26 protein-coding genes and 1 pseudogene are annotated in these 26477 nt (G+C 51.8%); 9 read left to right on the top strand and 18 right to left on the bottom strand.

What is annotated here, in order from left to right:
- Nucleotides 1-64: IS1 family transposase (locus K0778_RS16830; RefSeq protein ID WP_001676991.1), on the bottom strand; the 64-nt coding region annotated here is incomplete at its 3' end.
- A 361-nt stretch (nt 65-425) separates the two neighbouring features.
- Entirely contained in the window at nt 426-2285 is a 1860-nt protein-coding gene (gss, locus tag K0778_RS16835) for a bifunctional glutathionylspermidine amidase/synthase (RefSeq protein ID WP_001297309.1), read from the bottom strand.
- Nucleotides 2286-2489: 204 nt separating this feature from the next.
- Between gss and yghU the strand changes: the two genes are divergently transcribed.
- Nucleotides 2490-3356 carry a glutathione-dependent disulfide-bond oxidoreductase gene (yghU, locus tag K0778_RS16840; RefSeq protein WP_001295515.1) on the top strand — a complete coding sequence of 289 codons (867 nt, stop codon included), beginning with the start codon at nt 2490-2492 and terminating at the stop codon, nt 3354-3356.
- A gap of 122 nt (nt 3357-3478) precedes the next feature.
- On the opposite strand, the gene hybG is transcribed toward yghU, so the two are convergent.
- The 10 genes and pseudogenes from hybG to yghX form a co-directional block, all read right to left on the bottom strand.
- Nucleotides 3479-3727: a hydrogenase maturation factor HybG gene (gene hybG / locus K0778_RS16845; RefSeq protein WP_000334896.1), complete on the bottom strand. Its 249-nt coding sequence runs from the start codon at nt 3725-3727 to the stop codon at nt 3479-3481.
- A 12-nt stretch (nt 3728-3739) separates the two neighbouring features.
- Nucleotides 3740-4081 carry a hydrogenase maturation nickel metallochaperone HypA gene (gene hypA / locus K0778_RS16850; RefSeq protein ID WP_000544953.1) on the bottom strand — a complete coding sequence of 114 codons (342 nt, stop codon included), beginning with the start codon at nt 4079-4081 and terminating at the stop codon, nt 3740-3742.
- Complete coding sequence (gene hybE, locus K0778_RS16855) at nt 4074-4562, bottom strand: hydrogenase-2 assembly chaperone (RefSeq protein WP_000134014.1); 489 nt, start codon at nt 4560-4562, stop codon at nt 4074-4076. Before hybE ends, hypA begins: the two co-directional genes overlap by 8 nt.
- On the bottom strand, nt 4555-5049 hold the full coding sequence (locus K0778_RS16860; protein WP_001221939.1) for a HyaD/HybD family hydrogenase maturation endopeptidase: 495 nt from the start codon (nt 5047-5049) through the stop codon (nt 4555-4557). The genes hybE and K0778_RS16860 overlap by 8 nt, the downstream gene beginning before the upstream one ends.
- Nucleotides 5049-6752, bottom strand: a complete 1704-nt coding sequence (gene hybC, locus K0778_RS16865; protein ID WP_000083065.1) for a hydrogenase 2 large subunit — start codon at nt 6750-6752, stop codon at nt 5049-5051. Before hybC ends, K0778_RS16860 begins: the two co-directional genes overlap by 1 nt.
- Nucleotides 6749-7927: a Ni/Fe-hydrogenase cytochrome b subunit gene (hybB, locus tag K0778_RS16870; protein ID WP_000017703.1), complete on the bottom strand. Its 1179-nt coding sequence runs from the start codon at nt 7925-7927 to the stop codon at nt 6749-6751. Before hybB ends, hybC begins: the two co-directional genes overlap by 4 nt.
- Complete coding sequence (hybA, locus tag K0778_RS16875) at nt 7917-8903, bottom strand: hydrogenase 2 operon protein HybA (protein ID WP_001081870.1); 987 nt, start codon at nt 8901-8903, stop codon at nt 7917-7919. Before hybA ends, hybB begins: the two co-directional genes overlap by 11 nt.
- A 2-nt stretch (nt 8904-8905) precedes the next feature.
- A complete protein-coding gene (hybO, locus tag K0778_RS16880) occupies nt 8906-10024 on the bottom strand; it encodes a hydrogenase 2 small subunit (RefSeq protein WP_000145410.1) in 1119 nt (372 codons plus the stop codon).
- A gap of 188 nt (nt 10025-10212) precedes the next feature.
- Complete coding sequence (gene yghW, locus K0778_RS16885) at nt 10213-10500, bottom strand: DUF2623 family protein YghW (RefSeq protein WP_001059136.1); 288 nt, start codon at nt 10498-10500, stop codon at nt 10213-10215.
- Nucleotides 10501-10618: 118 nt separating this feature from the next.
- Nucleotides 10619-11503, bottom strand: a pseudogene (yghX, locus tag K0778_RS16890) (YghX family hydrolase).
- A gap of 156 nt (nt 11504-11659) precedes the next feature.
- On the opposite strand from yghX, the gene gpr reads away from it, so the two are divergent.
- Nucleotides 11660-12700 carry an L-glyceraldehyde 3-phosphate reductase gene (gene gpr / locus K0778_RS16895; RefSeq protein ID WP_063084550.1) on the top strand — a complete coding sequence of 347 codons (1041 nt, stop codon included), beginning with the start codon at nt 11660-11662 and terminating at the stop codon, nt 12698-12700.
- Nucleotides 12701-12739: 39 nt separating this feature from the next.
- Here the strand turns inward: gpr and K0778_RS16900 are convergent, their stop codons facing one another.
- Entirely contained in the window at nt 12740-13234 is a 495-nt protein-coding gene (locus K0778_RS16900; protein ID WP_000439331.1) for a TIGR00645 family protein, read from the bottom strand.
- Between the two features lie 190 nt (nt 13235-13424).
- Here K0778_RS16900 and yghA point away from each other — a divergent pair, with 190 nt between their 5' ends.
- Nucleotides 13425-14309 carry an NADP(+)-dependent aldehyde reductase gene (gene yghA, locus K0778_RS16905; protein WP_000018760.1) on the top strand — a complete coding sequence of 295 codons (885 nt, stop codon included), beginning with the start codon at nt 13425-13427 and terminating at the stop codon, nt 14307-14309.
- Between the two features lie 271 nt (nt 14310-14580).
- Here the strand turns inward: yghA and exbD are convergent, their stop codons facing one another.
- Both exbD and exbB read right to left on the bottom strand, forming a co-directional pair.
- Nucleotides 14581-15006 (bottom strand): TonB system transport protein ExbD, encoded by a 426-nt coding sequence (gene exbD, locus K0778_RS16910; RefSeq protein WP_001240712.1) that lies wholly within the window; start codon nt 15004-15006, stop codon nt 14581-14583.
- A gap of 6 nt (nt 15007-15012) precedes the next feature.
- Nucleotides 15013-15747, bottom strand: a complete 735-nt coding sequence (gene exbB / locus K0778_RS16915; RefSeq protein WP_000527844.1) for a tol-pal system-associated acyl-CoA thioesterase — start codon at nt 15745-15747, stop codon at nt 15013-15015.
- Between the two features lie 251 nt (nt 15748-15998).
- Between exbB and metC the strand changes: the two genes are divergently transcribed.
- Together metC and yghB are read left to right on the top strand one after the other, a co-directional pair.
- Nucleotides 15999-17186 (top strand): cystathionine beta-lyase, encoded by a 1188-nt coding sequence (gene metC / locus K0778_RS16920; RefSeq protein WP_000763931.1) that lies wholly within the window; start codon nt 15999-16001, stop codon nt 17184-17186.
- Nucleotides 17187-17325: 139 nt separating this feature from the next.
- Entirely contained in the window at nt 17326-17985 is a 660-nt protein-coding gene (gene yghB, locus K0778_RS16925; protein WP_000268419.1) for a DedA family general envelope maintenance protein YghB, read from the top strand.
- A 39-nt stretch (nt 17986-18024) separates the two neighbouring features.
- On the opposite strand, the gene yqhC is transcribed toward yghB, so the two are convergent.
- Nucleotides 18025-18924, bottom strand: a complete 900-nt coding sequence (gene yqhC / locus K0778_RS16930) for a DNA-binding transcriptional regulator YqhC (RefSeq protein WP_063084549.1) — start codon at nt 18922-18924, stop codon at nt 18025-18027.
- Between the two features lie 193 nt (nt 18925-19117).
- Between yqhC and yqhD the strand changes: the two genes are divergently transcribed.
- The 4 genes from yqhD to yqhH all read left to right on the top strand — a co-directional run bounded on the left by yqhD (nt 19118) and on the right by yqhH (nt 22647).
- A complete protein-coding gene (gene yqhD / locus K0778_RS16935; protein ID WP_001058802.1) occupies nt 19118-20281 on the top strand; it encodes an alcohol dehydrogenase in 1164 nt (387 codons plus the stop codon).
- Nucleotides 20282-20385: 104 nt separating this feature from the next.
- Nucleotides 20386-21213, top strand: coding sequence for a 2,5-didehydrogluconate reductase DkgA (gene dkgA, locus K0778_RS16940; protein ID WP_001618855.1), 828 nt, complete (start codon nt 20386-20388; stop codon nt 21211-21213).
- Between the two features lie 199 nt (nt 21214-21412).
- Nucleotides 21413-22339 carry a YbjP/YqhG family protein gene (locus K0778_RS16945; protein ID WP_000691619.1) on the top strand — a complete coding sequence of 309 codons (927 nt, stop codon included), beginning with the start codon at nt 21413-21415 and terminating at the stop codon, nt 22337-22339.
- A 50-nt stretch (nt 22340-22389) separates the two neighbouring features.
- Nucleotides 22390-22647 (top strand): lipoprotein YqhH, encoded by a 258-nt coding sequence (yqhH, locus tag K0778_RS16950; RefSeq protein WP_000848528.1) that lies wholly within the window; start codon nt 22390-22392, stop codon nt 22645-22647.
- Between the two features lie 42 nt (nt 22648-22689).
- Here yqhH and K0778_RS16955 read toward each other — a convergent pair whose 3' ends face one another.
- On the bottom strand, nt 22690-24909 hold the full coding sequence (locus K0778_RS16955; protein WP_000095187.1) for a YgiQ family radical SAM protein: 2220 nt from the start codon (nt 24907-24909) through the stop codon (nt 22690-22692).
- Nucleotides 24910-25019: 110 nt separating this feature from the next.
- A complete protein-coding gene (gene ftsP / locus K0778_RS16960; RefSeq protein ID WP_000059388.1) occupies nt 25020-26432 on the bottom strand; it encodes a cell division protein FtsP in 1413 nt (470 codons plus the stop codon).
- Nucleotides 26433-26477: the final 45 nt, after the last annotated feature.

Raw genomic sequence — 26477 nt, forward strand, 5'->3', positions numbered from 1 at the left:
TGCCGTTACGCACCACCCCGTCAGTAGCTGAACAGGAGGGACAGCTGATAGAAACAGAAGCCACTGGAGCACCTCAAAAACACCATCATACACTAAATCAGTAAGTTGGCAGCATCACCAAATAAATTTAGCATATATTAGATTACGCCATTTTGAATTTACGAACGGACGCATTATCAGTGACTTTAACGGCATGGGCAAAGTGAAATATCATTTTTTAACGATAAAAAGAGTGTTATTTCTTGTGTATCAGACAATAAGCATTCATTCAAAACCTTTAGAAATAATCAAAACACAGGTATTCCACTGGTTAATATATTCACATATGAAATGAATAAATATTGGAATATATAAATATTGAATATTTTGATTAATCCCCGTACTGATTATTCTTCATAATCAGTACGGGGTTGCTACAACATGTATTACTTTTTCACCACAATTAACGGTTCAATATCACTCTCTTTTTTGATGACCAGTGATTCATCACCGCGCAAACACGTCCCACCGTAGTTGCCGCCAACGGTGAAGGTACATACCTGAATGTATTTACCGTCCACTTTCGGCAAACACCACAGTTGCTGATAGATGTTTTTCTGCTCGGCAAATTTACCGCTGGTTTTGTCCAGCACCTCTTCATGATGGCTGACGAGGTCGATATTGCTGCCACAGCGACCGGCGATCGGTTTCACTGCGTAACCTGTTTTCACCAGTTCATCATTAACAGTGAAATCGGTATCCAGCAGGTAACGATGGTGCGGGAACAGCGACCAGAGGATCGGCAGAATCGCTTTGTTGCCGGGGATCACCGTCCACAGCGGCTCAAAGACCAGCACTTCCGGGCGCAGCAATACGTCGATAAGACGCACTTCGTTTTGCGGATGACCGGTACGGATTGGCACCGCAGCAAACTCACGGTCGCTAACTTCACGAATCTGATCAAACGCGGTTTCCCACGCCCAGGTTTTCCACACGCAGTTAACCAGTCGCCCTTCCCCATCAATCAGTTGCCCGGCAGCATCCCAGCCCAGTTCATCCAATCCACGCAAGATACGCGTTTCAAAGCCCGCCTGGTGCAGCGCCTGCTCCATAAACTGCGCGTGATAGTTTTCCTCGATATCTTTGTCCTGCATGATATGGACAAACGGACGTGCACGACTGTGTTTCCAGGCACCAGCCAATTCGTTAATCAGCCCTTCCGCCGGATTGAAGCCGTTGCCTTTATAGCCCTGCTCCGCCCAACGTTCGAGGATCAAGCCCGCTTCGGTATGACAGGAGGCGGAGTCGGCGTTGTACTCGTAAACCTTCAGGCCACGCTCATCCATGCAGAAATCCATACGACCAGTGATCATATGGTGACGGCGACGCTGCCAGGAGAGACGCAAACGTGGCCAGAGGATTTTCGGGATGTCGAACAGCGCCAGCAGGTTGTCATCTTTCAGCACCTTGTCGGTTGCGTGAAGATACATCAGGTGCAGCTCGTTGGTGGCTTTAATTAGCTCCTGCTCGGCACTCTCGGTAATGGTGTAGTAATGATAAGGATCCTGATTGATCACCTGACCGTTGGCCTGCACATAGGCGTTTTGCAGCGGATCTTTTTCATCCAGCCATTTACCGTCAAACTGGCCTTTGTTTTCCAGGCGCGCTCCGCTGATTTTCAGCAGCTCGCCTGCAATTTCCGGCTGCGGTAAGCTGTATTCAGTATCTTCCGTCTGGATCATCCAGCCCAGAATGGTGGTGTCATCAAAAGTGTCTTTCAGGGTATAGCAGCCGTTTTCGACCACCATCTCCAGCTCGCGCGTCCACTGTTGCCCTTGCGGCAACGGGGAATGAATCACGTTCTGTTCCGCAATACGGACTTTGTTGCCATGCAATTGGGTAATGATGGCGACATGGCCAGTGTCTTTAAATTCACCGCCTTTATCCCAGATAAGAAGCGCACCCGCGACCGGCGCACGCGGCGAGCCGTTAGGAAATGCCTGCAATGGCAGGATGTTGTCATTAACCACTTCTCGCAGGAAGCGCAGCGAGAAAATCTCCCACGCCATACCCACGTCAGTAAAGACCACACCGTAATTCAGAAAGAGAAAACGGCGAGCAAATTCAACGCATTGCCACTTGTGGCCCATATATTCGTCGTCGATATAGCTACGGAATACGGCGTCATCTTCGTATTCCTGCGGATCGAGAGAACTGTAATCTGAAGAGTAGATTGCTACCCCACCTGGGGCGTAGCCCAATAATGTCCCGAACGGGGCATCCTGGCTGGTCGTTCCTTTGCTCATCACTTTACCTTTAACAATACAACCTAAGCAGTTGGCGTAATTGTTGTGCTCTGATTACCTGCTCAGCGACATTAACCGGACAGAGGTCAGACTAATCATACACCTCATCGCAGCGGCTGGCGCAAAGGGTTAAAAAATTCACATTCTGTACAGCAAGTGACCTGCTACACTGCTTCAACACTACCACTCAGAAGGCAACTCACTATGACAGACAATACTTATCAGCCCGCGAAAGTCTGGACGTGGGATAAATCCGCTGGCGGCGCGTTCGCCAATATCAATCGCCCGGTTTCTGGTCCGACGCATGAAAAAACGCTGCCCGTTGGCAAACATCCATTGCAACTTTATTCGCTGGGAACGCCGAACGGTCAGAAAGTAACGATTATGCTTGAGGAGCTGCTGGCGCTGGGCGTTACTGGTGCAGAATACGACGCCTGGCTGATTCGTATTGGCGATGGTGATCAATTCTCCAGCGGCTTTGTCGAAGTGAACCCAAACTCGAAGATCCCGGCGCTGCGCGATCATACGCATAATCCGCCGATCCGCGTGTTTGAATCTGGTTCGATCCTGCTTTATCTGGCGGAGAAATTTGGCTACTTCCTGCCGCAGGATTTGGCAAAGCGTACTGAAACGATGAACTGGCTGTTCTGGTTACAGGGCGCGGCACCGTTCCTCGGCGGTGGTTTTGGTCACTTTTACCATTACGCACCGGTAAAGATTGAGTACGCCATCAACCGCTTTACCATGGAAGCCAAACGTCTGCTCGACGTGCTGGATAAGCAACTGGCGCAGCATAAGTTTGTTGCGGGCGATGAGTACACCATTGCGGATATGGCGATTTGGCCGTGGTTTGGCAACGTGGTGTTAGGTGGTGTGTATGATGCCGCTGAGTTTCTTGATGCGGGCAGTTATAAGCATGTACAACGCTGGGCGAAAGAAGTAGGCGAACGTCCGGCGGTGAAACGTGGGCGTATTGTTAACCGCACCAACGGACCGCTGAATGAGCAGTTGCATGAGCGCCATGACGCCAGTGATTTCGAGACGAATACGGAAGATAAGCGTCAGGGGTAAGGGTTGGTGTTCGTCGCAGCAAGCCATCCAGGCCGGATAAGGCGTTCACGCCGCATCCGGCAATCGTGCACAATGCCTGATGCGACGCTGCCGCGTCTTATCAGGCCTACGAAAGCTAATCATCACGCGCTGGTAATGTCGTAATCCATTTGGCGCAGTGCGTCTAATGTGGCTTTGGCTTCATCTTCGTCGATGATGCTCATGGCAAATCCGACGTGTACCAGCACCCACTGGCCCAGTAGATCGGCAGGGTTACCTTCACAAATCAGGGCGATATTCACATCGCGCTTGATACCACATACTTCAACCTGCGCAAGCTGGTGAATATCTTCACCGACAGCCAGCACCTGGCCTGGAACGCCAATACACATTATTAACTCCGGTTATTCAACTTCAATACTTTTGACGATCAGCGAATCGCCGGTATCGACACGCAACCGCTCGCCGTGACAGAGCGGACACTGCGCATCGTGCTGATGAATCTCCACCACCTGGCTGCAATCCCAGCACCAGGCCTGGGCGGGTTTATAGACGATATGTAAATCGCACCCTTGCGCCACCGTTCCGTGGCAGACAATTTCAAAACTAAAACGGACGGCGCTCTCCTCAACGCAGGAGAGCGCGCCAATTTCCAGCCACACGGCGGTGACGCGCTTAACATCGTGCTGCTCCGCCTGCCGTTGGATAATTTCAACGGCGCTCTGGCAAAGAGACAACTCATGCATTTTCGCCACTCCTGCGACCAAACAGCAGGGCGCGACGCCCTGCGTGTGGTACATCCGGATTCGTGACTGGCAGCGAAAGGATCATTCGTGCGCAGTCATCCGTCAGGCGTTGGCCCTCTTCAATCGACATGCTGTGCGAAAGCGGCGACATCAGCGAACAGGAGAGATATTGCGAAACACCGTCCAGTTCGCCAACGGTAAAGGTCATAGTGCCATACGGCAGTTGCAGACCAATTTTTTCACTCACTTTGCGCAGCGGCCAGAGTTGATCCGGGCCGGGGAAGATAACTGCACTCAGCATCCACGGGGTGATCACACACCCCGTCCACTGACCTTCGAACAGCGTAAAATCAGAAACATACACCGGCATTGAAGGATGCAGAAAAGAGAGATCGTGCATCGAACGCCGGGCAATTTCTTCAAACGCTGCCTGTACTTGCGCCTTCGGGGAGGTCTGGAAACCTGCTATCTCTTCAGTCATGAATCGCCTCCCGTGGGATGGCTTCCACGCCAGATTCACGCAGCGCAGCCAGAACCTGCTCAAGCGCAGGTTCAATCATTGCTTCAACCGTCGGCGTTAAGCCGATGTGTGGCTCCAGCGATTCCGGGATCACGCCGACCAGGGTCAGCTTTTTCGGAAACTCGCCGGTGAAGCGCAGGGCCGACAAGACGTCGGCCAGGCCAAGCTGATGCGGAGAGATTTTGTTGGTAAACAACGCCGGAACTTCTTCATCCCGCAGGATCATCATCGTTCCCGGCGCGTTCTTTTTCGAGACAATGGCATCCGCAATAATCAAATGATCGCGATTTGCCATGTCGCCAAGCAGCTCCATTCCCGCCGTGCCGCCATCGAGGATCTCAACATAATCCGGCAGAATGTATCGTTGCTCTAACGCTTCGACAATCCGCACACCGATGGCTTCATCGGTCAGCAAAATATTGCCGACCCCTAAGACTAAAATACGCATTACAGAACCTTCACTGAAACCACTTCGTTGCCGTCAGCATCCACTACGTGTACCGCACAGGCCATGCACGGGTCAAAGGAGTGAATGGTACGCACCACTTCCAGCGGTTTATTCGGATCGGCAACCGGTGTACCCACCAGCGACTGCTCGTAAGGACCGACGTCATCATTGAAGTTACGCGGACCAGAGTTCCAGGTTGATGGAACAACCGCCTGGTAGTTGCTGATGATACCGTCTTTAATAACCATCCAGTGAGAGAGCATACCGCGCGGCGCTTCGAGGAAGCCAACACCTTTGAATTCACCCGTTGCCGGAATGTTCGGCTTCACAAAGGTGGTGTGATCGCCTTTGCCGATATTGGTGATCAGTGCACTGTATTGGTTTTGCAGGATATCCTGCAATTCACAGCAGTGAACGGTACGACCAATAATACGGCCCAGCGTGGAGTGCAGCTGTGCCACTTCCAGCGTGTTGCCAGTCAGTTTCTGATAAATCGCAACGATTTCATTCAGTTTGTTCTGGGTAGATTCGCGACCTGCCGCCAGTTTCACCAGCATATTAGCCAGTGGCCCCACTTCTACCGTTTTGCCGTAGAAAGTCGGTGATTTCACCCAGGAATATTTCCCGTCGTCAGACCAACCATCATAAGCCGGAATGGTGGTGCCTTCCCACGGTGCCTGCGGCGCTTCGTCTTTATACCAGGAGTGCTTCGCGCTTTCCTGAATGCCTTTGATCAGGTATTCATCGGAATGAGAAGTGATCGGACGATACGAGGACAGATCCGCATTCTCAATGTAGCCGCCCGGGAACAGGAAGCTGCCGTTTTTACTGTCGGTCGGGAATTCCGGCACGCTCAGGTAGTTCACCGCACCTTTACCGCGTGTCAGCCATTCCGGGTAGAACGCGGCAATAACTGCGGTATCAACCTTATAAACCTGCTCAACAAAGTCGCTCAGTTTGTCGATGAAAGACTTGATGTACATCAGGCGCTCAAGGTTCAGCACGCCCAAACCGTCGAGGTTGATCGGGTTCGCGACACCACCTACCGCCAGGTTCTGAATGTGCGGCGTTTTACCGCCCAGCAGCGCCACGACGCGGTTAGCGTCACGCTGGCACTCCAACGCTTGCAGGTAGTGCGCTACCGCAATCAGGTTCACTTCCGGCGGCAGTTTCATCGCCGGATGACCCCAGTAGCCATTAGCGAAAATACCCAACTGACCGCTGGCAACCAGATCTTTGATCTTGTTCTGAACTTTGGTGAACTCTTCCGGACTGTTCAGGTGCCAGGTCGAAACGCCTTTCAGCATTTCGGAGGCTTTGGTTGGGTCAGCTTGCAGTGCAGAAGTGATGTCCACCCAGTCCAGCGCCGAAAGCTGATAGAAATGAACAATATGGTCATGCGTGGTGTGCGCAGCCAGAATGATGTTACGGATGTATTGCGCGTTAACCGGAACGTCGATATTCAGCGCACTTTCTGCCGCACGAACGGAAGACAGCGCGTGAGTGGTAGTACATACGCCACAGATACGTTGCACAATCATCCATGCATCGCGCGGATCGCGGTTTTTCACGATCTCTTCCATGCCGCGCCACATGGTACCGGAAGCCCATGCTTTCGAAACGACGCCATTTTCGATTTCGCAATCGATGCGTAAATGCCCCTCAATACGGGTTACCGGATCAATAGTAATTCTCTGGCTCATGCTTTGCTCGCCTCATGACGATTATGATCGTTTTGTTTTAAAGGAGGAAGTATCGGCAGTAGACGAATGAGTACGATGTAAGCGCAAATCTCAATAGCCACAAAACCAATAGAAATCAACAGTTCTTCCCAGGTCGGGAAGTAGGCGTAACCGCCGCCCGGGTTGAATGCCACCAGCGAATAGGTCAGACGCCAGGTTGCACAACCTAACAGTGCGCTCAGTGCTGACAGGAACAGCATGCGGGAATCATTACGCAGCTTCGCCACACGCAGAACGACCAGCGGGAAGAGCATCAGCAGGACTTCAATCCAGAACATCACGGAGTAGAAGTCACCGGCAAACGCTAACGACAGCTTGTCGCGATAGATAAGCTCGCCAAAGCGCAGCACGATGAAAATCGCCAGCAACACACTGATGGTGTTGGTCAGCTTAACAAACAGACTCTTTTCATCCGGACCGTTGCCACGCAGACCCGCCTGCACCAGCGAACCTTCAAAGATGACAATCGAGAAGCCCATGATGAACGCCGTCAGCAGCGAGAACAGCGGCAACATTTCATAGCTCTGCCACAACGGATGCACCTTGTAGCCCGCCGAGATCATCAGCGACCCCATTGAAGACTGGTGCATGGTCGGCAGCAGCGCACCGAGCGCGATGATGAAGAACATCACCTTGTTTAGTCGCTGTAGCGACACCTTCCACCCCAGACGTTCAAACAGTGCCGGAGCAAACTCCAGTGCCATCACGCCGATATAGATGGTCATACAGACCGCCGTCTCGAACAGTACCGAGTTCACGTTGAAGTGACCCGGAATGTAGAAGTACGGCAGGTTCCAGTAGCGACCCACGTCGATAGTGATCGACAAGCCACCCAGTGAGTAACCAAACAGACTCGCCAACAGCGCCGGACGCACCAGCGGATGGTATTGCCCACGGTTAAAGACGTATACCGCCCACGCCAGCGCCCAGCCGCCACAGGCAAAGCCGGTGCCAATCAGCAGGTCAAACGCGATCCACACGCCCCACGGGAAGCCGCCGTTCAGGTCAGAGACAGAGCCCAGACCGAACACCAGACGCTTCACAATCAGGAGCATACAGATGACGATTAACGGTCCAAAAATCATGACCGGTTTACTGATGATTTTGCCGCCCAGCGGTTGTGGATCATGACTCATGATCGTCTCCTCCGTCGTGATGGTCGTTTTTGGTGTTGCGACGAACCAGCACGGTTAAGCCCGCCAGCACAGCCAGTGGTAGCATCATGCCTTTATACAGGGTGTGTTGAATATTTTCGGAACGCGCACCGGTAGAAAGATCGTCCAGTTTCGGCAGGTCGAGATTTTCATAAGGCACACCCGTCAGTACCAGAACCTGAGTACCGCCGCCCTCTTTCTCGCCGTACAGATGCGGATAATATTTCGGCACCGTATGCAGGTAAGTGTCGCCAGATTTCAGCGTCTGACGCGGATAGTGGTATTCGCTGCCAGGCTTCAGCGCCAGACGTTTTTTCGCCTCCGCCATCAGCTCTTCACGCGTACCGAAAATCACCGCGCCCGCCGGGCACACTTCTACGCAGCCAGGTAGACCGCCTTTATCGAGACGTTCCACACCTTTCTGGTTGCACAGCTCGCACTTATGCAGCGCACCAAACGGGTTGTTGTAGTCGTACTTCGGCACGTTGTACGGACAGGCGACCATGCAGTAACGGCAGCCGGTGCACACATCTTTGTCGTAATGGACAATGCCGGTTTTCGGATCTTTTTTCAGTGCAGAGACCGGGCACACAGAGACACAGTTCGGATCGACGCAGTGCATACACTGTTTCTTAATGTACGCGTAGCCGTTCTCCTCCTGGTCTTTGTTGACCCCTGTGCCGCTGGTCCACACCTGAATGATGTTATTGGTATACGGCGACAGTTTGTCGTTGTTCGACCAGGTCTGTTCCCCTTGCGGGTTACGTTCAGGGAAATTGATATCCTGACACTTGGTGACGCAAGCCTGGCAGCCTACGCACAAGGTCGAGTCGTACAACATCCCCAGCGATCCCGGAATTGGCGGGCGGTTTTCAGCAGCCGCATGACTGACAGACGGCAGCGCGCCCGTCAGCAATGCCCCGCAGGAGGCTGCTTTAATAAAATTACGTCTGTTCACGGTTATTCTCCCCGTGAGTCAGCGTTATCTTTCTTTTGCTGACGACCCAGTTCACGCACCGCCATCACGCTGACACCGGCAACCAACCCAACCACACCGCCGAGCAAACCAATAGCGCCTGCAGAGACGTTGCCGCCCTCTTTAGCGTTAACATCCGGTTTCTGTGAACGCGGAGTTTGATTTTCGACGTTGGCAAGCTGATGGATGCCTTTATGGAAGCCGATACCTTCTTCGTTACAGCCATAGCACGGGTGACCAATCGCCACCGGCCACACACCGCCAACATCGCAGAATTGCAGCGTTGAGCAGTTGCCGTAAGTTTCTGGCCCTTTACAGCCGAGGTGGTACAGGCACCAGCCTTCGCGGTGGCCTTCATCACCGAACTCTTTGGCAAAACGACCAGCATCGAAGTGCGGGCGACGTTCGCAGTGTTCGTGAATCAGACGGCCATAGGCGAAGGTCGGACGGTTTTTGTCATCCAGTTTCGGCGGTTTGCCGTAAGTGATGATGTGCGCAACGGTCGCGAGGAAGTTGTGCGGGTTCGGCGGGCAGCCCGGAATATTGATAACGGTTTTGCCTGGCAGAACTTCTTGCAGGCTGACTGCGCCAGTTGGGTTAACTCCAGCTGCGGCAACACCGCCCCACGCAGAGCAGGAACCGATAGCGATAATGGCTGCTGCGCCTTCCGCCGCTTTGCGGATGTGATCCACAATCGGCTCACCGGCAACCATGCAATAAATACCGTTATCTTTTAATGGGATGGAACCATCCACCACTAACACATACTGCCCTTTGTACTTCTCGAGAGCGTTATGTTTGTTCTCTTCGACCTGATGACCGAAGGCGGCGGAAAGCACTTCGTGATACTCCAGAGAGATAGTCTCCAGTACGAGGTTTTCTACCGTTGGATGCGTTGCACGAAGCAGAGATTCCGTACAACCGGTGCACTCCTGCGCGCCAATCCAGATAACTGGCGGACGCTGCGGGTTAGTAACCGATTCGGCCATCTCTGCAGCGGCTTTGCTACTTAACCCCATGGTGGCGGCTAATGCTGCACAAAGCTTCATGAAATCACGACGGTTAATGCCGTGAGAATGGATGAGGGTGTTATCTCCAGTCATTTATAGTTATTCCGTTGCGAAGACCTGGCATATATTTTGCCTCAATCGCAAAATCAATAATGCGATCGATGCGCCATTTACCACACATTTATTATGGTTATCGATATCATGATACTGCGGCGGGGCGCTAAAACGAAGGGAAGAAGCATTAGTGTAATTAATTAAAGCAAGATAATACGTATGTTTGATCAATTTTCGAGGCGATAACCGGCCATAAAAAAGCGCAACGTAGAACAGGAATTATTCTCACGAAAGAAATCCATTACCATCTCTTTATCCAGTCCATAGCGGCGCGTCAGAATACCCGCTTCCCAGGCGCTAAGCTGGCGATCTCCGGTCTTTTCGTACATCCGGTGTGAGTAGCCTAATACAAAACCGCGTTTATAATCGGCACAGAATTTTGTCACATTAACCGCACTGTCGGCATGCGTTGCTTTTAATCCCGCCATTAAGCCTTTACCAAAATGGTTATTCATCGTTCACCTCATTCGCTATATATTGTCATATATAGCGATATTTTAGGCAAAGAACGACTTTTGCGCACGCTATTTTTTCATGCTTGTTTAAGACGTAATCCCGTAAGAGATAAACCTATCAGGAGAGATATTTATCGAACCATTTCAGTGTCCTTTGCCAGGCAAGATCGGCGGCAGATTTGTCATAACGGGGCGTGGAATCATTATGGAATCCGTGATTAACCCCCGGATAGATATACGCCTCATAAACCTTATTATTGGCTTTCAACGCCGCCTCGTAAGCAGGCCAGCCCTCGTTGATTCGGGTGTCCAGTTCCGCGAAGTGGAGTAGTAAAGGCGCTTCAATCTTCGCCACATCGGCAGTGGGTGCCTGACGACCATAAAACGGCACCGCGCAGGCCAGTTCCGGATACGCGACAGCCGCCGCGTTCGATACGCCACCGCCATAGCAAAATCCGGTAATACCCACTTTGCCTGTCGCTTGCGGATAGCGTTGCATAAACTCAATTGCGGCAAAGAAATCATTCATCAGTTTGTTGGATCAACCTGCTGTTGCAGCTCACGACCTTTATCATCATTTCCCGGATAACCTCCAACGGAACTTAAGCCGTCAGGTGCCAGGGCGATATACCCCGCCTTCGCCACTCGCCGTGCCACATCTTCGATATACGGATTCAGTCCACGATTCTCATGCACCACCACTACGGCTGGCGTTTTGCCGCTCATCTTTGCGGGCTTCACCAGATAACCCCGCACCTCGCCGTGACCATTTGGCGAAGGATACGTGATGTACTCAGCAACAATTTCCGGGTCGGTAAACTCTACCTGAGTCGCCAGCGCATAATTTGGCTTGAGCAAATCAAACAACGCTAATGCCGTCATCCCGCCTACCGCACTTCGCCGCAAGGTTGAGGAACTCACGTTTCGAGATTTTCCCGTGAGCGTAATAGTCATAGTAATCCAGCAACTCTTGTGGGAAATCTTTGGCGGTTAAACGCGGCATCGTTGCGCTCCTCAGTTGGTGTTTTTTTAAGCAAAGCATAAGCACGTGTTTTTGCCCAGTTTTTCGTCACTCTGTGAGCCAGACTACGGGATACGCGCTGGCGAATCGCTAAACTAGAAACATTGTTTCGAAATTGAACGGTGGAAAGGAGAGGTCATGGTCTGGTTAGCGAATCCCGAACGTTACGGGCAGATGCAATACCGCTATTGCGGAAAAAGTGGTTTACGCCTGCCCGCGTTATCGCTCGGTTTATGGCACAATTTCGGTCACGTTAACGCGCTGGAATCACAGCGTGCGATCCTGCGTAAAGCGTTTGATTTGGGCATTACGCACTTTGATTTAGCCAACAATTACGGGCCGCCTCCAGGAAGCGCAGAAGAGAACTTTGGTCGCCTGCTGCGGGAGGATTTTGCCGCTTATCGCGATGAACTGATTATCTCTACCAAGGCTGGCTACGATATGTGGCCCGGCCCTTACGGCTCTGGCGGTTCACGTAAATACCTGCTCGCCAGCTTCGACCAAAGCCTGAAGCGTATGGGGCTTGAGTATGTCGATATCTTTTACTCTCATCGCGTCGATGAAAATACGCCGATGGAAGAAACCGCCTCTGCGCTGGCTCATGCGGTACAAAGCGGTAAGGCGCTGTATGTCGGGATCTCCTCTTACTCGCCAGAGCGGACGCAAAAAATGGTCGAGTTGCTGCGCGAGTGGAAAATTCCGCTGTTAATTCATCAACCTTCGTACAATTTACTGAACCGCTGGGTGGATAAAAGCGGCCTGCTGGATACCCTGCAAAATAACGGCGTGGGCTGTATTGCCTTTACTCCTCTGGCTCAGGGATTGCTGACCGGAAAATATCTCAACGGCATTCCGCAAGATTCACGGATGCATCGTGAAGGGAATAAAGTTCGTGGTCTGACACCGAAAATGCTTACCGAAGCCAACCTCAACAGCCTGCGCTTATTGAATGAAATGGCACAGCAGCGTGGACAATCAATGGCGCAAATGGCGTTAAGCTGGTTGCTGAAAGATGATCGCGTGACGTCGGTATTGATTGGTGCCAGCCGCGCGGAGCAACTAGAGGAGAACGTGCAGGCGCTGAATAATCTGACATTTAGCACCAAGGAGCTGGCGCAGATTGATCAGCATATCGCCGATGGCGAGCTGAATCTGTGGCAGGCGTCTTCCGATAAATGACCTGTTAATAACGGGCGCGCGAACCGCGCCCGAATCAGATCAGTGATTATGACGAGTCAGTCGGTCAAGATAGCCCATCACAAATGCAGAAAGCACAAACGTCAGATGGATAATGACGTACCACATCAGTTTGTTATCCGGGACATTTTTCGCATCCATAAAGACGCGCAGTAAGTGAATGGAAGAAATTGCCACAATCGACGCTGCTACTTTGTTTTTCAGCGACGTTGCGTCCATTTTCCCCAGCCAGTTCAGCTTCTCTTTGTTCTCGGAGATATCCAGCTGTGAGACGAAATTCTCATAACCGGAAAACATCACCATCACCAGCAAACCGCCAACCAGCGTCATATCCACCAGCGACAGCAACACGAGGATCAAATCTGATTCCGCCATCGAGAAGATATTCGGCAGTACGTGAATAATCTCCTGGAAGAACTTCAGCGCCAGGGCAACTAACGCCAGCGAAAGGCCAAAGTACACGGGGGCAAGCAGCCAGCGAGAAGCATACATTGCATTTTCAAGAAAACGTTCCATACATTCCTGTCGTGTAGTTAAAACGGGCAACAGTATATCGCAATTGAGTAAACAGCACGCAACAGCAAATCAACATATACGTTTAACCTTTGTCGCATAATTCTGAGGTTTAGGGATCTTCCTGGTTCCCTTATCAACGCATCGAGAACGTCTACCCTTAAAGGACGTTGAACCTGAAGGGAGAAAAACGATGTCTCATTTAAAAGACCCGACCACGCAGTATTACACTGGTGAATATCCCAAACAGAAACAACCGACGCCAGGCATCCAGGCGAAGATGACACCGGTACCGGATTGCGGCGAGAAAACCTATGTTGGTAGCGGTCGCCTGAAAGATCGTAAAGCACTGGTGACAGGGGGCGATTCCGGAATAGGTCGCGCTGCCGCCATCGCTTACGCGCGTGAAGGGGCTGACGTGGCGATCAGTTATCTTCCCGTGGAAGAAGAAGACGCTCAGGATGTGAAAAAGATCATTGAAGAATGCGGACGCAAAGCCGTTCTGCTGCCAGGCGATTTAAGCGATGAGAAATTTGCCCGTTCGCTGGTTCACGAAGCGCACAAGGCGTTAGGCGGGCTGGATATTATGGCGCTGGTCGCCGGGAAACAGGTTGCCATTCCGGATATTGCAGACCTCACCAGCGAACAGTTTCAAAAGACCTTTGCCATTAACGTTTTCGCGCTGTTCTGGCTAACCCAGGAAGCGATCCCCCTGCTACCGAAAGGTGCAAGTATCATCACCACTTCGTCAATCCAGGCATACCAGCCAAGTCCGCATTTACTGGACTATGCGGCTACGAAGGCGGCGATTCTGAACTACAGCCGTGGCTTGGCAAAACAGGTCGCGGAGAAAGGTATTCGGGTGAATATTGTCGCGCCAGGCCCGATCTGGACAGCACTGCAAATTTCCGGCGGACAAACGCAGGATAAGATCCCGCAGTTTGGTCAGCAAACGCCGATGAAACGTGCGGGGCAACCGGCGGAACTGGCCCCTGTATATGTTTATCTGGCAAGTCAGGAGTCGAGCTACGTCACCGCAGAAGTGCACGGCGTGTGCGGCGGCGAGCATTTAGGTTAAAAAAATGCCCGGTTGTGAAAAGCAACCGGGCATCATTGTGAATTCACTCTTACCTGATGTGGCGAAAACGCCTTATCCGCCTACAAACGCATGAAGATTCAACATGTTGCAATAGATTTTGTAGGCCTGATAAGCGTAGCGCATCAGGCATTGAGCACCTAATGCCGGATGCGTCGTGAACGCCTTATCCGGCCTACAAACGCACGAAGATTCAACATGTTGCAATAGATTTTGTAGGCCTGATGAGCGTAGCGCATCAGGCAATTCTACTTTACTTCGCTTTGGCGGTTTCTTCGCCGACCAGACCTATCTTCAGGTAACCCGCCTGATGCAGCGTATCCATTACCTTCATCAACGTCTCGTAATCGACGGTTTTGTCCGCTCGGAAGAAGATGGTGGTGTCTTTCTTGCCTTCGGTTAACGCATTCAACGCCGTAATCATTGTTTCATCGGTGACCGGATCGTTACCGATAAACATCGAGTTGTCTGCCTTCACCGACAGATAAACCGGTTTTTCCGGGCGCGGCTGCGGCGTGCTGGTAGAAGCAGGCAAGTTCACCTTCACATCTACCGTCGCTAACGGTGCCGCCACCATAAAGATAATCAGCAGAACCAACATCACGTCGATAAACGGCGTCACGTTGATATCATGCATTTCGCCGTTATCGTCGAGGTTTTCGTTAAGATGCATTGCCATCGGATATTATCCTGCGCGTAATTTTTGTGCGACACGAACCGGATGCGCAGCGGCGCTGGCTTCCAGATCCAGGTCACGGCTTTGCAGCAACAATACCTGCGCTGCAACATCACCCAGCATCGCTTTAAAGCCGCCAATCTGGCGTGCAAATACGTTATAGATAACGACCGCAGGAATCGCTGCCACGAGGCCGATTGCCGTTGCTAACAGAGCTTCTGCGATACCCGGCGCAACGACTGCCAGGTTAGTGGTCTGCGTTTGCGCGATACCAATAAAGCTGTTCATGATGCCCCAGACCGTACCAAACAGACCAACGAACGGAGAAATCGCGCCGATGGTTGCCAGATAGCCGTTACCGCGGCCCATTTGACGACCCACTGCGGCGACCCGACGCTCCAGACGGAAGCTGGTACGTTCTTTAATACCTTCGTTATCGTCGCTGCCTTCTGACAGTTCCAGCTCATTCTGCGCTTCATTGAGCAAATGCAGGCTTAAGCTTTTGCTACCAAAATCAGCGGCGATATCGTTGGCCTGGTTTAAGGAACGCGCTTCAGCCAGCAGTTGCTGCTCGCGCTTAAGGCGACGCTTCTGATTGAAGAATTCTACGCTCTTACTGAAGAAGATTGCCCAAGTGACTACGGAGGCCAAAATAAGCCCAATCATCACGCACTTAACGACAATATCGGCGTGCTGATACATACCCCAGACGGAAAGGTCCGTCTGCATCAAATTATTACCCACTGTGTATCTCCAGGACGCAAGTCACAAAATCTGCGCATAATAATATCAAAATGACGTCGAATTGATAGTCGTTCTCATTACTATTTGCATACTGCCGTACCTTTGCTTTCTTTTCCTTGCGTTTACGCAGTAAAAAAGTCACCAGCACGCCATTTGCGAAAATTTTCTGCTTTATGCCAATTCTTCAGGATGCGCCCGCGAATATTCATGCTAGTTTAGACATCCAGACGTATAAAAACAGGAATCCCGACATGGCGGACAAAAAGCTTGATACTCAACTGGTGAATGCAGGACGCAGCAAAAAATACACTCTCGGCGCGGTAAATAGCGTGATTCAGCGCGCTTCTTCGCTGGTCTTTGACAGTGTGGAAGCCAAAAAGCACGCGACGCGCAATCGCGCCAATGGCGAGTTGTTCTATGGACGGCGCGGAACGTTAACCCATTTCTCCTTACAACAAGCGATGTGTGAACTGGAAGGTGGCGCAGGCTGCGCGCTATTTCCCTGCGGGGCGGCAGCGGTTGCTAATTCCATTCTTGCTTTTGTCGAACAGGGCGATCATGTGTTGATGACCAACACCGCCTATGAACCGAGTCAGGATTTCTGTAGCAAAATCCTCAGCAAACTGGGCGTAACGACATCGTGGTTTGATCCGCTGATTGGTGCCGATATCGTTAAGCATCTGCAGCCAAACACTAAAATCGTGTTTCTGGAATCGCCAGGCTCCATCACCATGGAAGTCCACGACGTTCCGGCGATTGTTGCCGCCGTACGCAGTGTGGTGCCGGATGCCATCATTATGATCGACAACACCTGGGCAGCCGGTGTGCTGTTTAAGGCGCTGGATTTTGGCATCGATGTTTCTATTCAAGCCGCCACCAAATATCTGGTTGGGCATTCAGATGCGATGATTGGCACTGCCGTGTGCAATGCCCGTTGCTGGGAGCAGCTACGGGAAAACGCCTATCTGATGGGCCAGATGGTCGATGCCGATACCGCCTATATAACCAGCCGTGGCCTGCGCACATTAGGTGTGCGTTTGCGTCAACATCATGAAAGCAGTCTGAAAGTGGCTGAATGGCTGGCAGAACATCCGCAAGTAGCGCGAGTTAACCACCCTGCTCTGCCTGGCAGTAAAGGACACGAATTCTGGAAACGAGACTTTACAGGTAGCAGCGGGCTATTTTCCTTTGTGCTTAAGAAAAAACTCAGTAATGAAGAGCTGGCGAACTATCTGGATAACTTCAGTTTATTCAGCATGGCCTACTCGTGGGGCGGGTATGAATCGTTGATCCTGGCGAATCAACCAGAACATATCGCCGCCATTCGCCCACAAGGCGAGATCGATTTTAGCGGGACCTTGATTCGCCTGCATATTGGTCTGGAAGATGTCGACGATCTGATTGCCGATCTGGACGCCGGTTTTGCGCGAATTGTATAACATTGCCACTTTTGGACAATTTTGCAGACATTTAATTGTGAAAAGTCTTAAATTGTTGCGTCCGGGATCAAGGCGTCCCGGACGAATCAGGAGTACAATAGGCAGATAAAGGCTTAAACGCTGTTCCACAGGAAAGTCCATGGCTGTTATTCAAGATATCATCGCTGCGCTCTGGCAACACGACTTTGCCGCGCTGGCGGATCCTCATATTGTTAGCGTTGTTTACTTTGTCATGTTTGCCACGCTGTTTTTAGAAAACGGCCTGCTGCCCGCCTCATTTTTGCCAGGCGACAGCTTGTTGATACTGGCAGGCGCATTGATTGCCCAGGGGGTTATGGATTTTCTGCCTACGATTGCGATTCTGACCGCCGCAGCAAGTCTGGGCTGCTGGCTAAGTTATATTCAGGGGCGCTGGTTAGGGAATACCAAAACGGTGAAAGGCTGGCTGGCACAGCTTCCTGCTAAATATCACCAGCGCGCCACCTGCATGTTTGACCGCCACGGTCTGCTGGCGCTGCTGGCTGGACGTTTTCTTGCATTTGTCCGTACGCTGCTGCCAACCATGGCGGGAATTTCCGGTCTGCCAAACCGCCGCTTCCAGTTTTTCAACTGGTTAAGTGGATTGCTGTGGGTCAGCGTGGTAACCAGTTTTGGCTATGCCTTAAGTATGATTCCGTTCGTTAAACGCCATGAAGATCAGGTAATGACGTTCCTGATGATCCTGCCAATTGCCTTGTTAACCGCTGGCTTGTTAGGCACGCTGTTTGTGGTGATTAAAAAAAAATACTGTAACGCCTGACGATTTTCCCCGTTCCCGGTTGCTGTACCGGGAACGTATTTAATTCCCCTGCATCGCCCGCATTCTTGCCGCATCTTCCCCCGGCGTCACACCGAAGTAACGTTTAAACTCACGGCTAAATTGCGATGCGCTTTCATAGCCGACGCGCATCGCTGCTGCGCTGGCCTTCATGCCGTCATGGATGATCATCATCCGCGCCTTATGCAGACGGTAATTCTTCAAATACTGCAACGGCGAGGTGCTGGTGACAGACTTAAAATTATGGTGGAACGCCGATACGCTCATGTTGGCTTCTGCCGCCAGTTGCTCGACGCTCAGGTTTTCGGTGTATTTATTCTCAATCCGTTTCAGCACGCGGCTAATCAGACTGAAGTGAGTCTGGCGACTGACCAGCGCCAGTAACGCGCCGCCGCAAGGTCCGGTCAGCACGTAGTACAGAATTTCGCGGATGATCTGTTTGCCGAGAATACGCGCATCCAGTGGTCGCTCCATCACGTCGAGTAACCGCTCCGCCGCGCATAAAATCTCTTCTGATAACGTGGCGGAGTTAATCCCGCTGGCTGCCATCGACGGCTGGAAATGCTCATCTTCGCCAATGTCCATCAACAGTTCCTGTAACTGCAAAATATCGACATTGAGACGCAACCCTGCCAGCGGCACCTCTGACGTGGCATAGGTTTCGCACTCAAACGGCAACGGCACCGTCAGCAGCAGGTATTCATTGGCATCATAACGAAACACGCGTTCATTGATATAACCGATTTTATGCCCGGAAAAGAGAATTATGATGCCAGGCTCGTGCATCACCGGTGTACGTGCGAAAGGTGTCTCGCCATACAACAAACGCACATCGGGCAACAGTTCTGACAAACTATTTTCTTTATTTTTCAGTTTATTAACTTTATCCGCCAGCAAGCGGCAAATCTCTTCACGTTTCATATCGCGTAATTTCTTAGGAATAATGCGGCAATTTGATTGTGCGCAATTTTGTAGCATTTCTCCAGCACTCTGGAGAAATAGGCAAGACATTGGCAGAAATGAGCATTGAGAGCCAGGGCGCTGGCGATCACAATGAAAAACATCAGGCAGATCGTTCTCTGCCCTCATATTGGCCCAGCAAAGGGAGCAAGTAATGAACAACTTTAATCTGCACACCCCAACCCGCATTCTGTTTGGTAAAGGCGCAATCGCTGGTTTACGCGAACAAATTCCTCACGATGCTCGCGTATTGATTACCTACGGCGGCGGCAGCGTGAAAAAAACCGGCGTTCTCGATCAAGTTCTGGATGCCCTGAAAGGCATGGACGTGCTGGAATTTGGCGGTATTGAGCCAAACCCGGCTTATGAAACGCTGATGAACGCCGTGAAACTGGTTCGCGAACAGAAAGTGACTTTCCTGCTGGCGGTTGGCGGCGGTTCTGTACTGGACGGCACCAAATTTATCGCCGCAGCGGCTAACTATCCGGAAAATATCGATCCGTGGCACATTCTGCAAACGGGCGGTAAAGAGATTAAAAGCGCCATCCCGATGGGCTGTGTGCTGACGCTGCCAGCAACCGGTTCAGAATCCAACGCAGGCGCGGTGATCTCCCGTAAAACCACAGGCGACAAGCAGGCGTTCCATTCTGCCCATGTTCAGCCGGTATTTGCCGTGCTCGATCCGGTTTATACCTACACCCTGCCGCCGCGTCAGGTGGCTAACGGCGTAGTGGACGCCTTTGTACACACCGTGGAACAGTATGTTACCAAACCGGTTGATGCCAAAATTCAGGACCGTTTCGCAGAAGGCATTTTGCTGACGCTAATCGAAGATGGTCCGAAAGCCCTGAAAGAGCCAGAAAACTACGATGTGCGCGCCAACGTCATGTGGGCGGCGACTCAGGCGCTGAACGGTTTGATTGGCGCTGGCGTACCGCAGGACTGGGCAACGCATATGCTGGGCCACGAACTGACTGCGATGCACGGTCTGGATCACGCGCAAACACTGGCTATCGTCCTGCCTGCACTGTGGAATGAAAAACGCGATACCAAGCGCGCTAAGCTGCTGCAATATGCTGAACGCGTCTGGAACATCACTGAAGGTTCCGATGATGAGCGTATTGACGCCGCGATTGCCGCAACCCGCAATTTCTTTGAGCAATTAGGCGTGCCGACCCACCTCTCCGACTACGGTCTGGACGGCAGCTCCATCCCGGCTTTGCTGAAAAAACTGGAAGAGCACGGCATGACCCAACTGGGCGAAAATCATGACATTACGTTGGATGTCAGCCGCCGTATATACGAAGCCGCCCGCTAAGCTTTTTACGCCTCAAACTTTCGTTTTCGGGTATTTCGTCCAGACTTAAGTTCACAACACCTCACCGGAGCCTGCTCCGGTGAGTTCATATAAAGGAGGAACGTATGGCTAATCCAACCGTTATTAAGCTACAGGATGGCAATGTCATGCCCCAGCTGGGACTGGGCGTCTGGCAAGCAAGTAATGAGGAAGTAATCACCGCCATTCAAAAAGCGTTAGAAGTGGGTTATCGCTCGATTGATACCGCCGCGGCCTACAAGAACGAAGAAGGTGTCGGCAAAGCCCTGAAAAATGCCTCAGTCAACAGAGAAGAACTGTTCATCACCACTAAGCTGTGGAACGACGACCACAAGCGCCCCCGCGAAGCCCTGCTCGACAGCCTGAAAAAACTCCAGCTTGATTATATCGACCTCTACTTAATGCACTGGCCCGTTCCCGCTATCGACCATTATGTCGAAGCATGGAAAGGCATGATCGAATTGCAAAAAGAGGGATTAATCAAAAGCATCGGCGTGTGCAACTTCCAGATCCATCACCTGCAACGCCTGATTGATGAAACTGGCGTGACGCCTGTGATAAACCAGATCGAACTTCATCCGCTGATGCAACAACGCCAGCTACACGCCTGGAACGCGACACACAAAATCCAGACCGAATCCTGGAGCCCATTAGCGCAAGGAGGGAAAGGCGTTTTCGATCAGAAAGTCATTCGCGATCTGGCAGATAAATACGGCAAAACCCCGGCGCAGATTGTTATCCGCTGGCATATGGATAGCGGCCTGGTGGTGATCCCGAAATCGGTCACACCTTCACGTATTGCCGAAAACTTTGATGTCTGGGATTTCCGTCTCGACAAAGACGAACTCGGCGAAATTGCAAAACTCGATCAGGGCAAGCGTCTCGGTCCCGATCCTGACCAGTTCGGCGGCTAACATGCAAATTCTCCCGGTGGCGGTAATGTTCCGCTACCGGACTTTTCAGAAATCATTTATTCCCCTCGCGTCCCGCCCGTTGTTACTCTTCCTTGTTCAGGAATGCCAAATATAAGGACATCATCATGCAGAGCCGGAAGCTCTTAAAAGAACAACTCATCTATATCCGGGATAAACGCAACGGAGAGGTGAAAAACAGATGAAAATAATACTTCTGTTTTTAGCAGCCCTGGCAAGTTTTACCGTACACGCACAGCCCCCCTCACAGACCGTAGAACAAACAGTCCGGCATATTTATCAGAACTATAAATCAGATGCCACTGCCCCTTATTTTGGTGAAACCGGAGAGCGGGCGATAACTTCTGCGCGTATTCAACAGGCGCTTACCCTGAACGACAATCTTACGCTGCCGGGCAATATTGGCTGGCTGGATTATGATCCGGTTTGTGATTGTCAGGATTTTGGCGATCTGGTGCTAGAAAGCGTTGCGATAACCCAAACTGACGCCGATCATGCCGATGCCGTTGTGCGCTTTCGTATCTTTAAAGATGATAAAGAAAAGACCACGCAGACACTGAAAATGGTGGCGGAAAATGGTCGTTGGGTCATTGACGATATTGTCAGCAATCATGGCAGCGTCTTACAAGCAGTTAATAGCGAGAATGAAAAAACGCTGGCCGCTTTAGCTTCGTTGCAAAAAGAACAGCCGGAAGCCTTTGTTGCCGAACTCTTTGAACATATTGCTGATTATAGCTGGCCGTGGACGTGGGTGGTTTCCGACTCTTACCGCCAGGCGGTTAATGCCTTCTATAAAACCACCTTCAAGACGGCCAATAATCCCGATGAAGATATGCAAATAGAACGGCAATTTATTTACGACAATCCGATCTGTTTTGGCGAAGAGTCGCTATTTTCACGCGTTGATGAAATTCGAGTCCTGGAGAAAACCGCCGATTCCGCCCGCATTCATGTTCGTTTTACGCTGACCAATGGCAACAACGAAGAGCAAGAACTGGTTTTACAGCGGCGCGAAGGCAAGTGGGAAATCGCTGATTTTATCCGCCCGAACAGCGGCAGCCTACTTAAGCAGATTGAGGCAAAAACTGCCGCCAGATTAAAGCAATGAGCTGAATTAAATAACAATTAGCCGGAACAATAAATAAAAGGGAACACTATATGAAAACGATTTTCACCGTGGGAGCTGTTGTTCTGGCAACCTGCTTGCTCAGTGGCTGCGTCAATGAGCAAAAGGTCAATCAGCTGGCGAGCAATGTGCAAACATTAAATGCCAAAATCGCCCGGCTTGAGCAGGATATGAAAGCACTACGCCCACAAATCTATGCTGCCAAATCCGAAGCTAACAGAGCCAATACGCGTCTTGATGCTCAGGACTATTTTGATTGCCTGCGCTGCTTGCGTATGTACGCAGAATGATAAAAAAATCCCCGGTAGCGTGTCAGTTGCCGGGGATATTTTTTAACGTCCAACCGCCGCTTTAGGCCGTTTCTTCGCACCAGCATTCACCGGACGAGATTGCGTAGACGACGCTTTTTTTGCCGTAGCAGGCGTCTGACGCTGGGTCGCCATCGGCGTATGTTTCGTCAACGCCGGACGGGTATTGCGGTTCTGGCGACGAGCTTCACGCATCTCTTCAATGGTTGGCGCAGGCACTAAGCAATCGCGACGGCTGCCAATCAGATGCTTTTTGCCCATCGCTTCCAGCGCCTGGCGGATTAACGGCCAGTTTGCCGGATCGTGGTAACGCAACAACGCTTTATGCAAACGACGCTGTTTGTCGCCCTTCGGTACGAAGACGTCTTCGCTCTTATAACCAATCTTCGCCAGCGGGTTTTTCCCGGTGTAATACATGGTGGTTGAGTTCGCCAGCGGCGACGGATAGAAGTTCTGCACCTGGTCGAGGCGGAAGCGGTGCTTTTTCAGCCACAGCGCCAGATTCACCATATCTTCATCACGCGTACCGGGGTGCGCGGAGATGAAATAGGGGATCAGATACTGCTCTTTACCTGCCTGTTTTGAGTAAGTATCGAACAGCTCTTTAAAGCGGTCATAGCTGCCCATGCCCGGCTTCATCATCTTCGATAACGGCCCTTCTTCGGTATGTTCCGGGGCAATCTTCAGATAACCGCCGACGTGATGGGTCGCCAGTTCTTTGATATAGCGCGGATCTTCTACGGCTATGTCATAACGCACACCAGAGGCAATCAGGATCTTTTTAATGCCTTTCAGATCACGCGCACGGCGATAGAGGTTGATCGTTGGTTCGTGGTTCGTGTCCATGTGCGGACAAATATCCGGATAAACGCACGACAAACGGCGACAAGTTTGTTCAGCGCGTGGCGATTTGCAGCGCAACATATACATGTTGGCAGTTGGCCCACCAAGATCGGAAATCACGCCCGTAAAACCTGGAACGGTGTCGCGGATCGCTTCGATCTCATTAATGATCGAATCTTCGGAACGGCTCTGAATAATGCGCCCTTCGTGCTCGGTGATAGAACAGAAAGAGCAGCCGCCAAAGCAGCCACGCATAATGTTGACCGAAAAACGGATCATTTCGTAAGCCGGAATACGGGCATTGCCATAGGCCGGATGTGGCACGCGCTTGTATGGCAGCGCAAAAACGCTGTCCATCTCTTCGGTAGAAAGCGGAATAGCAGGCGGGTTGATCCACACATAGCGGTCGCCGTGTTTTTGCATCAATGCGCGGGCGCAGCCTGGGTTGGTTTCGTGGTGCAGAATACGCGAAGCATGGGCGTACAGCACTTTATCGCCCTTCACTTTCTCGAAAGAAGGCAGCAACACGTAGGTTTTTTCCCACGGTTTCGGGCGCGGTGGCTGCACGGTTACGGCTTTGGCTTCCTGCTTTTTCGGTGCCACCGGTTTGTTATCCGCGCACGGCAAATCTTCACCATACGGATGCGGGATTGGGTCGATTTTTCCAGGGGTATCAAGACGGGTGGAATCCACGCCGCTCCAGCCAGGCAGCGCCTCTTTCACGATAATCGCGGTATTACGCACATCGCGGATTTCACTAATCGGCTCGCCCATCGCCAGACGGTGCGCCACCTCCACCAGCGGACGCTCACCGTTACCAAACATCAGCATGTCGGCTTTCGAATCCACCAGCACGGAACGGCGCACGGTATCGGACCAGTAATCATAATGTGCGGTACGGCGCAGACTAGCCTCAATACCGCCGAGGATCACCGGTACATCTTTCCACGCCTCTTTACAACGCTGGGTATAAACCAGTGTGGCGCGATCCGGGCGCTTACCCGCGACGTTATCCGGCGTGTAGGCATCGTCATGACGTAAACGGCGATCGGCGGTATAACGGTTGATCATCGAATCCATGTTGCCAGCAGTAACACCGAAAAACAGATTCGGTTTACCCAGACGCATGAAATCGTCTTTGCTGCTCCAGTCTGGCTGGGCGATGATCCCGACGCGAAAGCCCTGTGCTTCCAGCATACGACCGCAAATCGCCATCCCGAAGCTTGGGTGATCGACATACGCGTCGCCAGTAACCAAAATGATGTCGCAGCTATCCCAGCCAAGTTGATCCATCTCTTCACGAGACATCGGCAAAAACGGTGCCGGTCCAAAACAGGCGGCCCAGTACTGCGGCCAGGAGAACAGGTCGCGATCCGGTTGGATCAGGGAGATAGAGCTCATTTTGCTTCCAGAAATGATAAAAAAATAATCAAAGGCCGGGGATTATAAGCCGGAACGAAAGAGAAATCGAAAAGTATTCCATACTCGCCCTCCTCGGGCGAGTATGAAGATTACGGTACCGGATTGACTAACAGTTGCCCAATCGAGCCACGGTCCGCCATTTCCAGCGTCTGACTGTTGAAGTAGAACGGGAAGTGCGCCCAGGAAGGCTGACCGAAATAAACAAGCAGCTCCACTTGTCCGTCAACCCAAACGGTATCTTTCCAGCCTCTGTCTTCCGGGAACGGCATCGCGCCATTCACGTTACGGATCTGGAACATTACGCCTTCAATATGGAACGCTTGCGGCTCGTCCGCGCGTACCGTCCAGCGTTCCCACGTTCCTTGCTGCGCGGTGACATCAATACGGTTGACGTCCCACAGCTGTCCATTAATACCCGGGTCATCACCCAGACTGATATCGCGACTGCGAATTGGCGAACCAGCCATGATTTCAGTTGGCAGCAAGCGCATCGGAAGACTGTCTGTGACCAGCGGCAGAAGGCCGGTTGGGCGCAGCGTTAGCACCAGGGTAGAAACCAGAATACTGGATGGCTCAAAGAAGCCACGAATACGATCAACAATGCTCGCCGCTTCGCCACAGGTGATCGACACTTCATCGCCGTTGCTCATATCCACCAGAATCTCGCGGCGCTCGCCCGGTGCCAGCGAAAGTTGCTTCACCGATACAGGAGCAGGCAGGAATCCCTGATCGCCAGAAATCACATGTAACGGGCGACCATCGTTCATCTGTAGTTGATAGCGACGAGAGTTCGACGCGTTCAGCAGTCGCAAGCGCACCCAGCCACGCGAGACTTCAACGTACGGGCTTTGTACACCGTTAACCAGCAGCGTATCACCAACAAAGCCGCCGCTTCCCGGTTCGTTGTATTCTGGCGTACCAAAGTTATCCAGCCGTTTATCCTGGATAATGACCGGAAAATCATCCACACCATAATGGTTGGGGATAGGCAGCGACTTGCTGACTTCATCTTCCACCAGCCACATTCCGGCAAGGCCGTTATAGACCTGCTGAGCCGTGCGGTTGGGAGTATTGGCGTGATACCACAGAGTAGCTGCGTTCTGGCGAATGGGCAGTACGGGTGCCCAGTCAGCGTTTGGCGACATCATCCGTGCCGGACCGCCCATCAGCGGGCCTGGTACCTGTAGCCCGGCCACCGTCATTGAGACATTTTCTGTCAGGCGGTTGCTGTAAATAAGCTTAACATCGTCGCCCTTCCAGACGCGGATAGTCGGCCCCAGGTAACGACCATTGATTCCCCAGACCGACGCGCGTGTCCCTGGCGTAAATGACCAGTGCGCACGTTGTACAGTCATAAACAGCGGTTGCCCACGGCGAGATTCAAGTAGCGGCGGAACGGGTAGCGGTTGCTGTTGCCCGGCTGCGCTGGCCTTCAGGGGAACAGCGCCTGCACAAAGTGCAATCCCCGATGCCTGAATGAACTGACGCCGACTGAGTGACATATTTGCTCCATGTAAAACTGGCTAAAGTAATACCGTGCAGGAAAG

It is taken from the genome of Escherichia sp. XD33, from assembly GCF_019375075.1.
Classification (GTDB): domain Bacteria; phylum Pseudomonadota; class Gammaproteobacteria; order Enterobacterales; family Enterobacteriaceae; genus Enterobacter; species Enterobacter flexneri_A.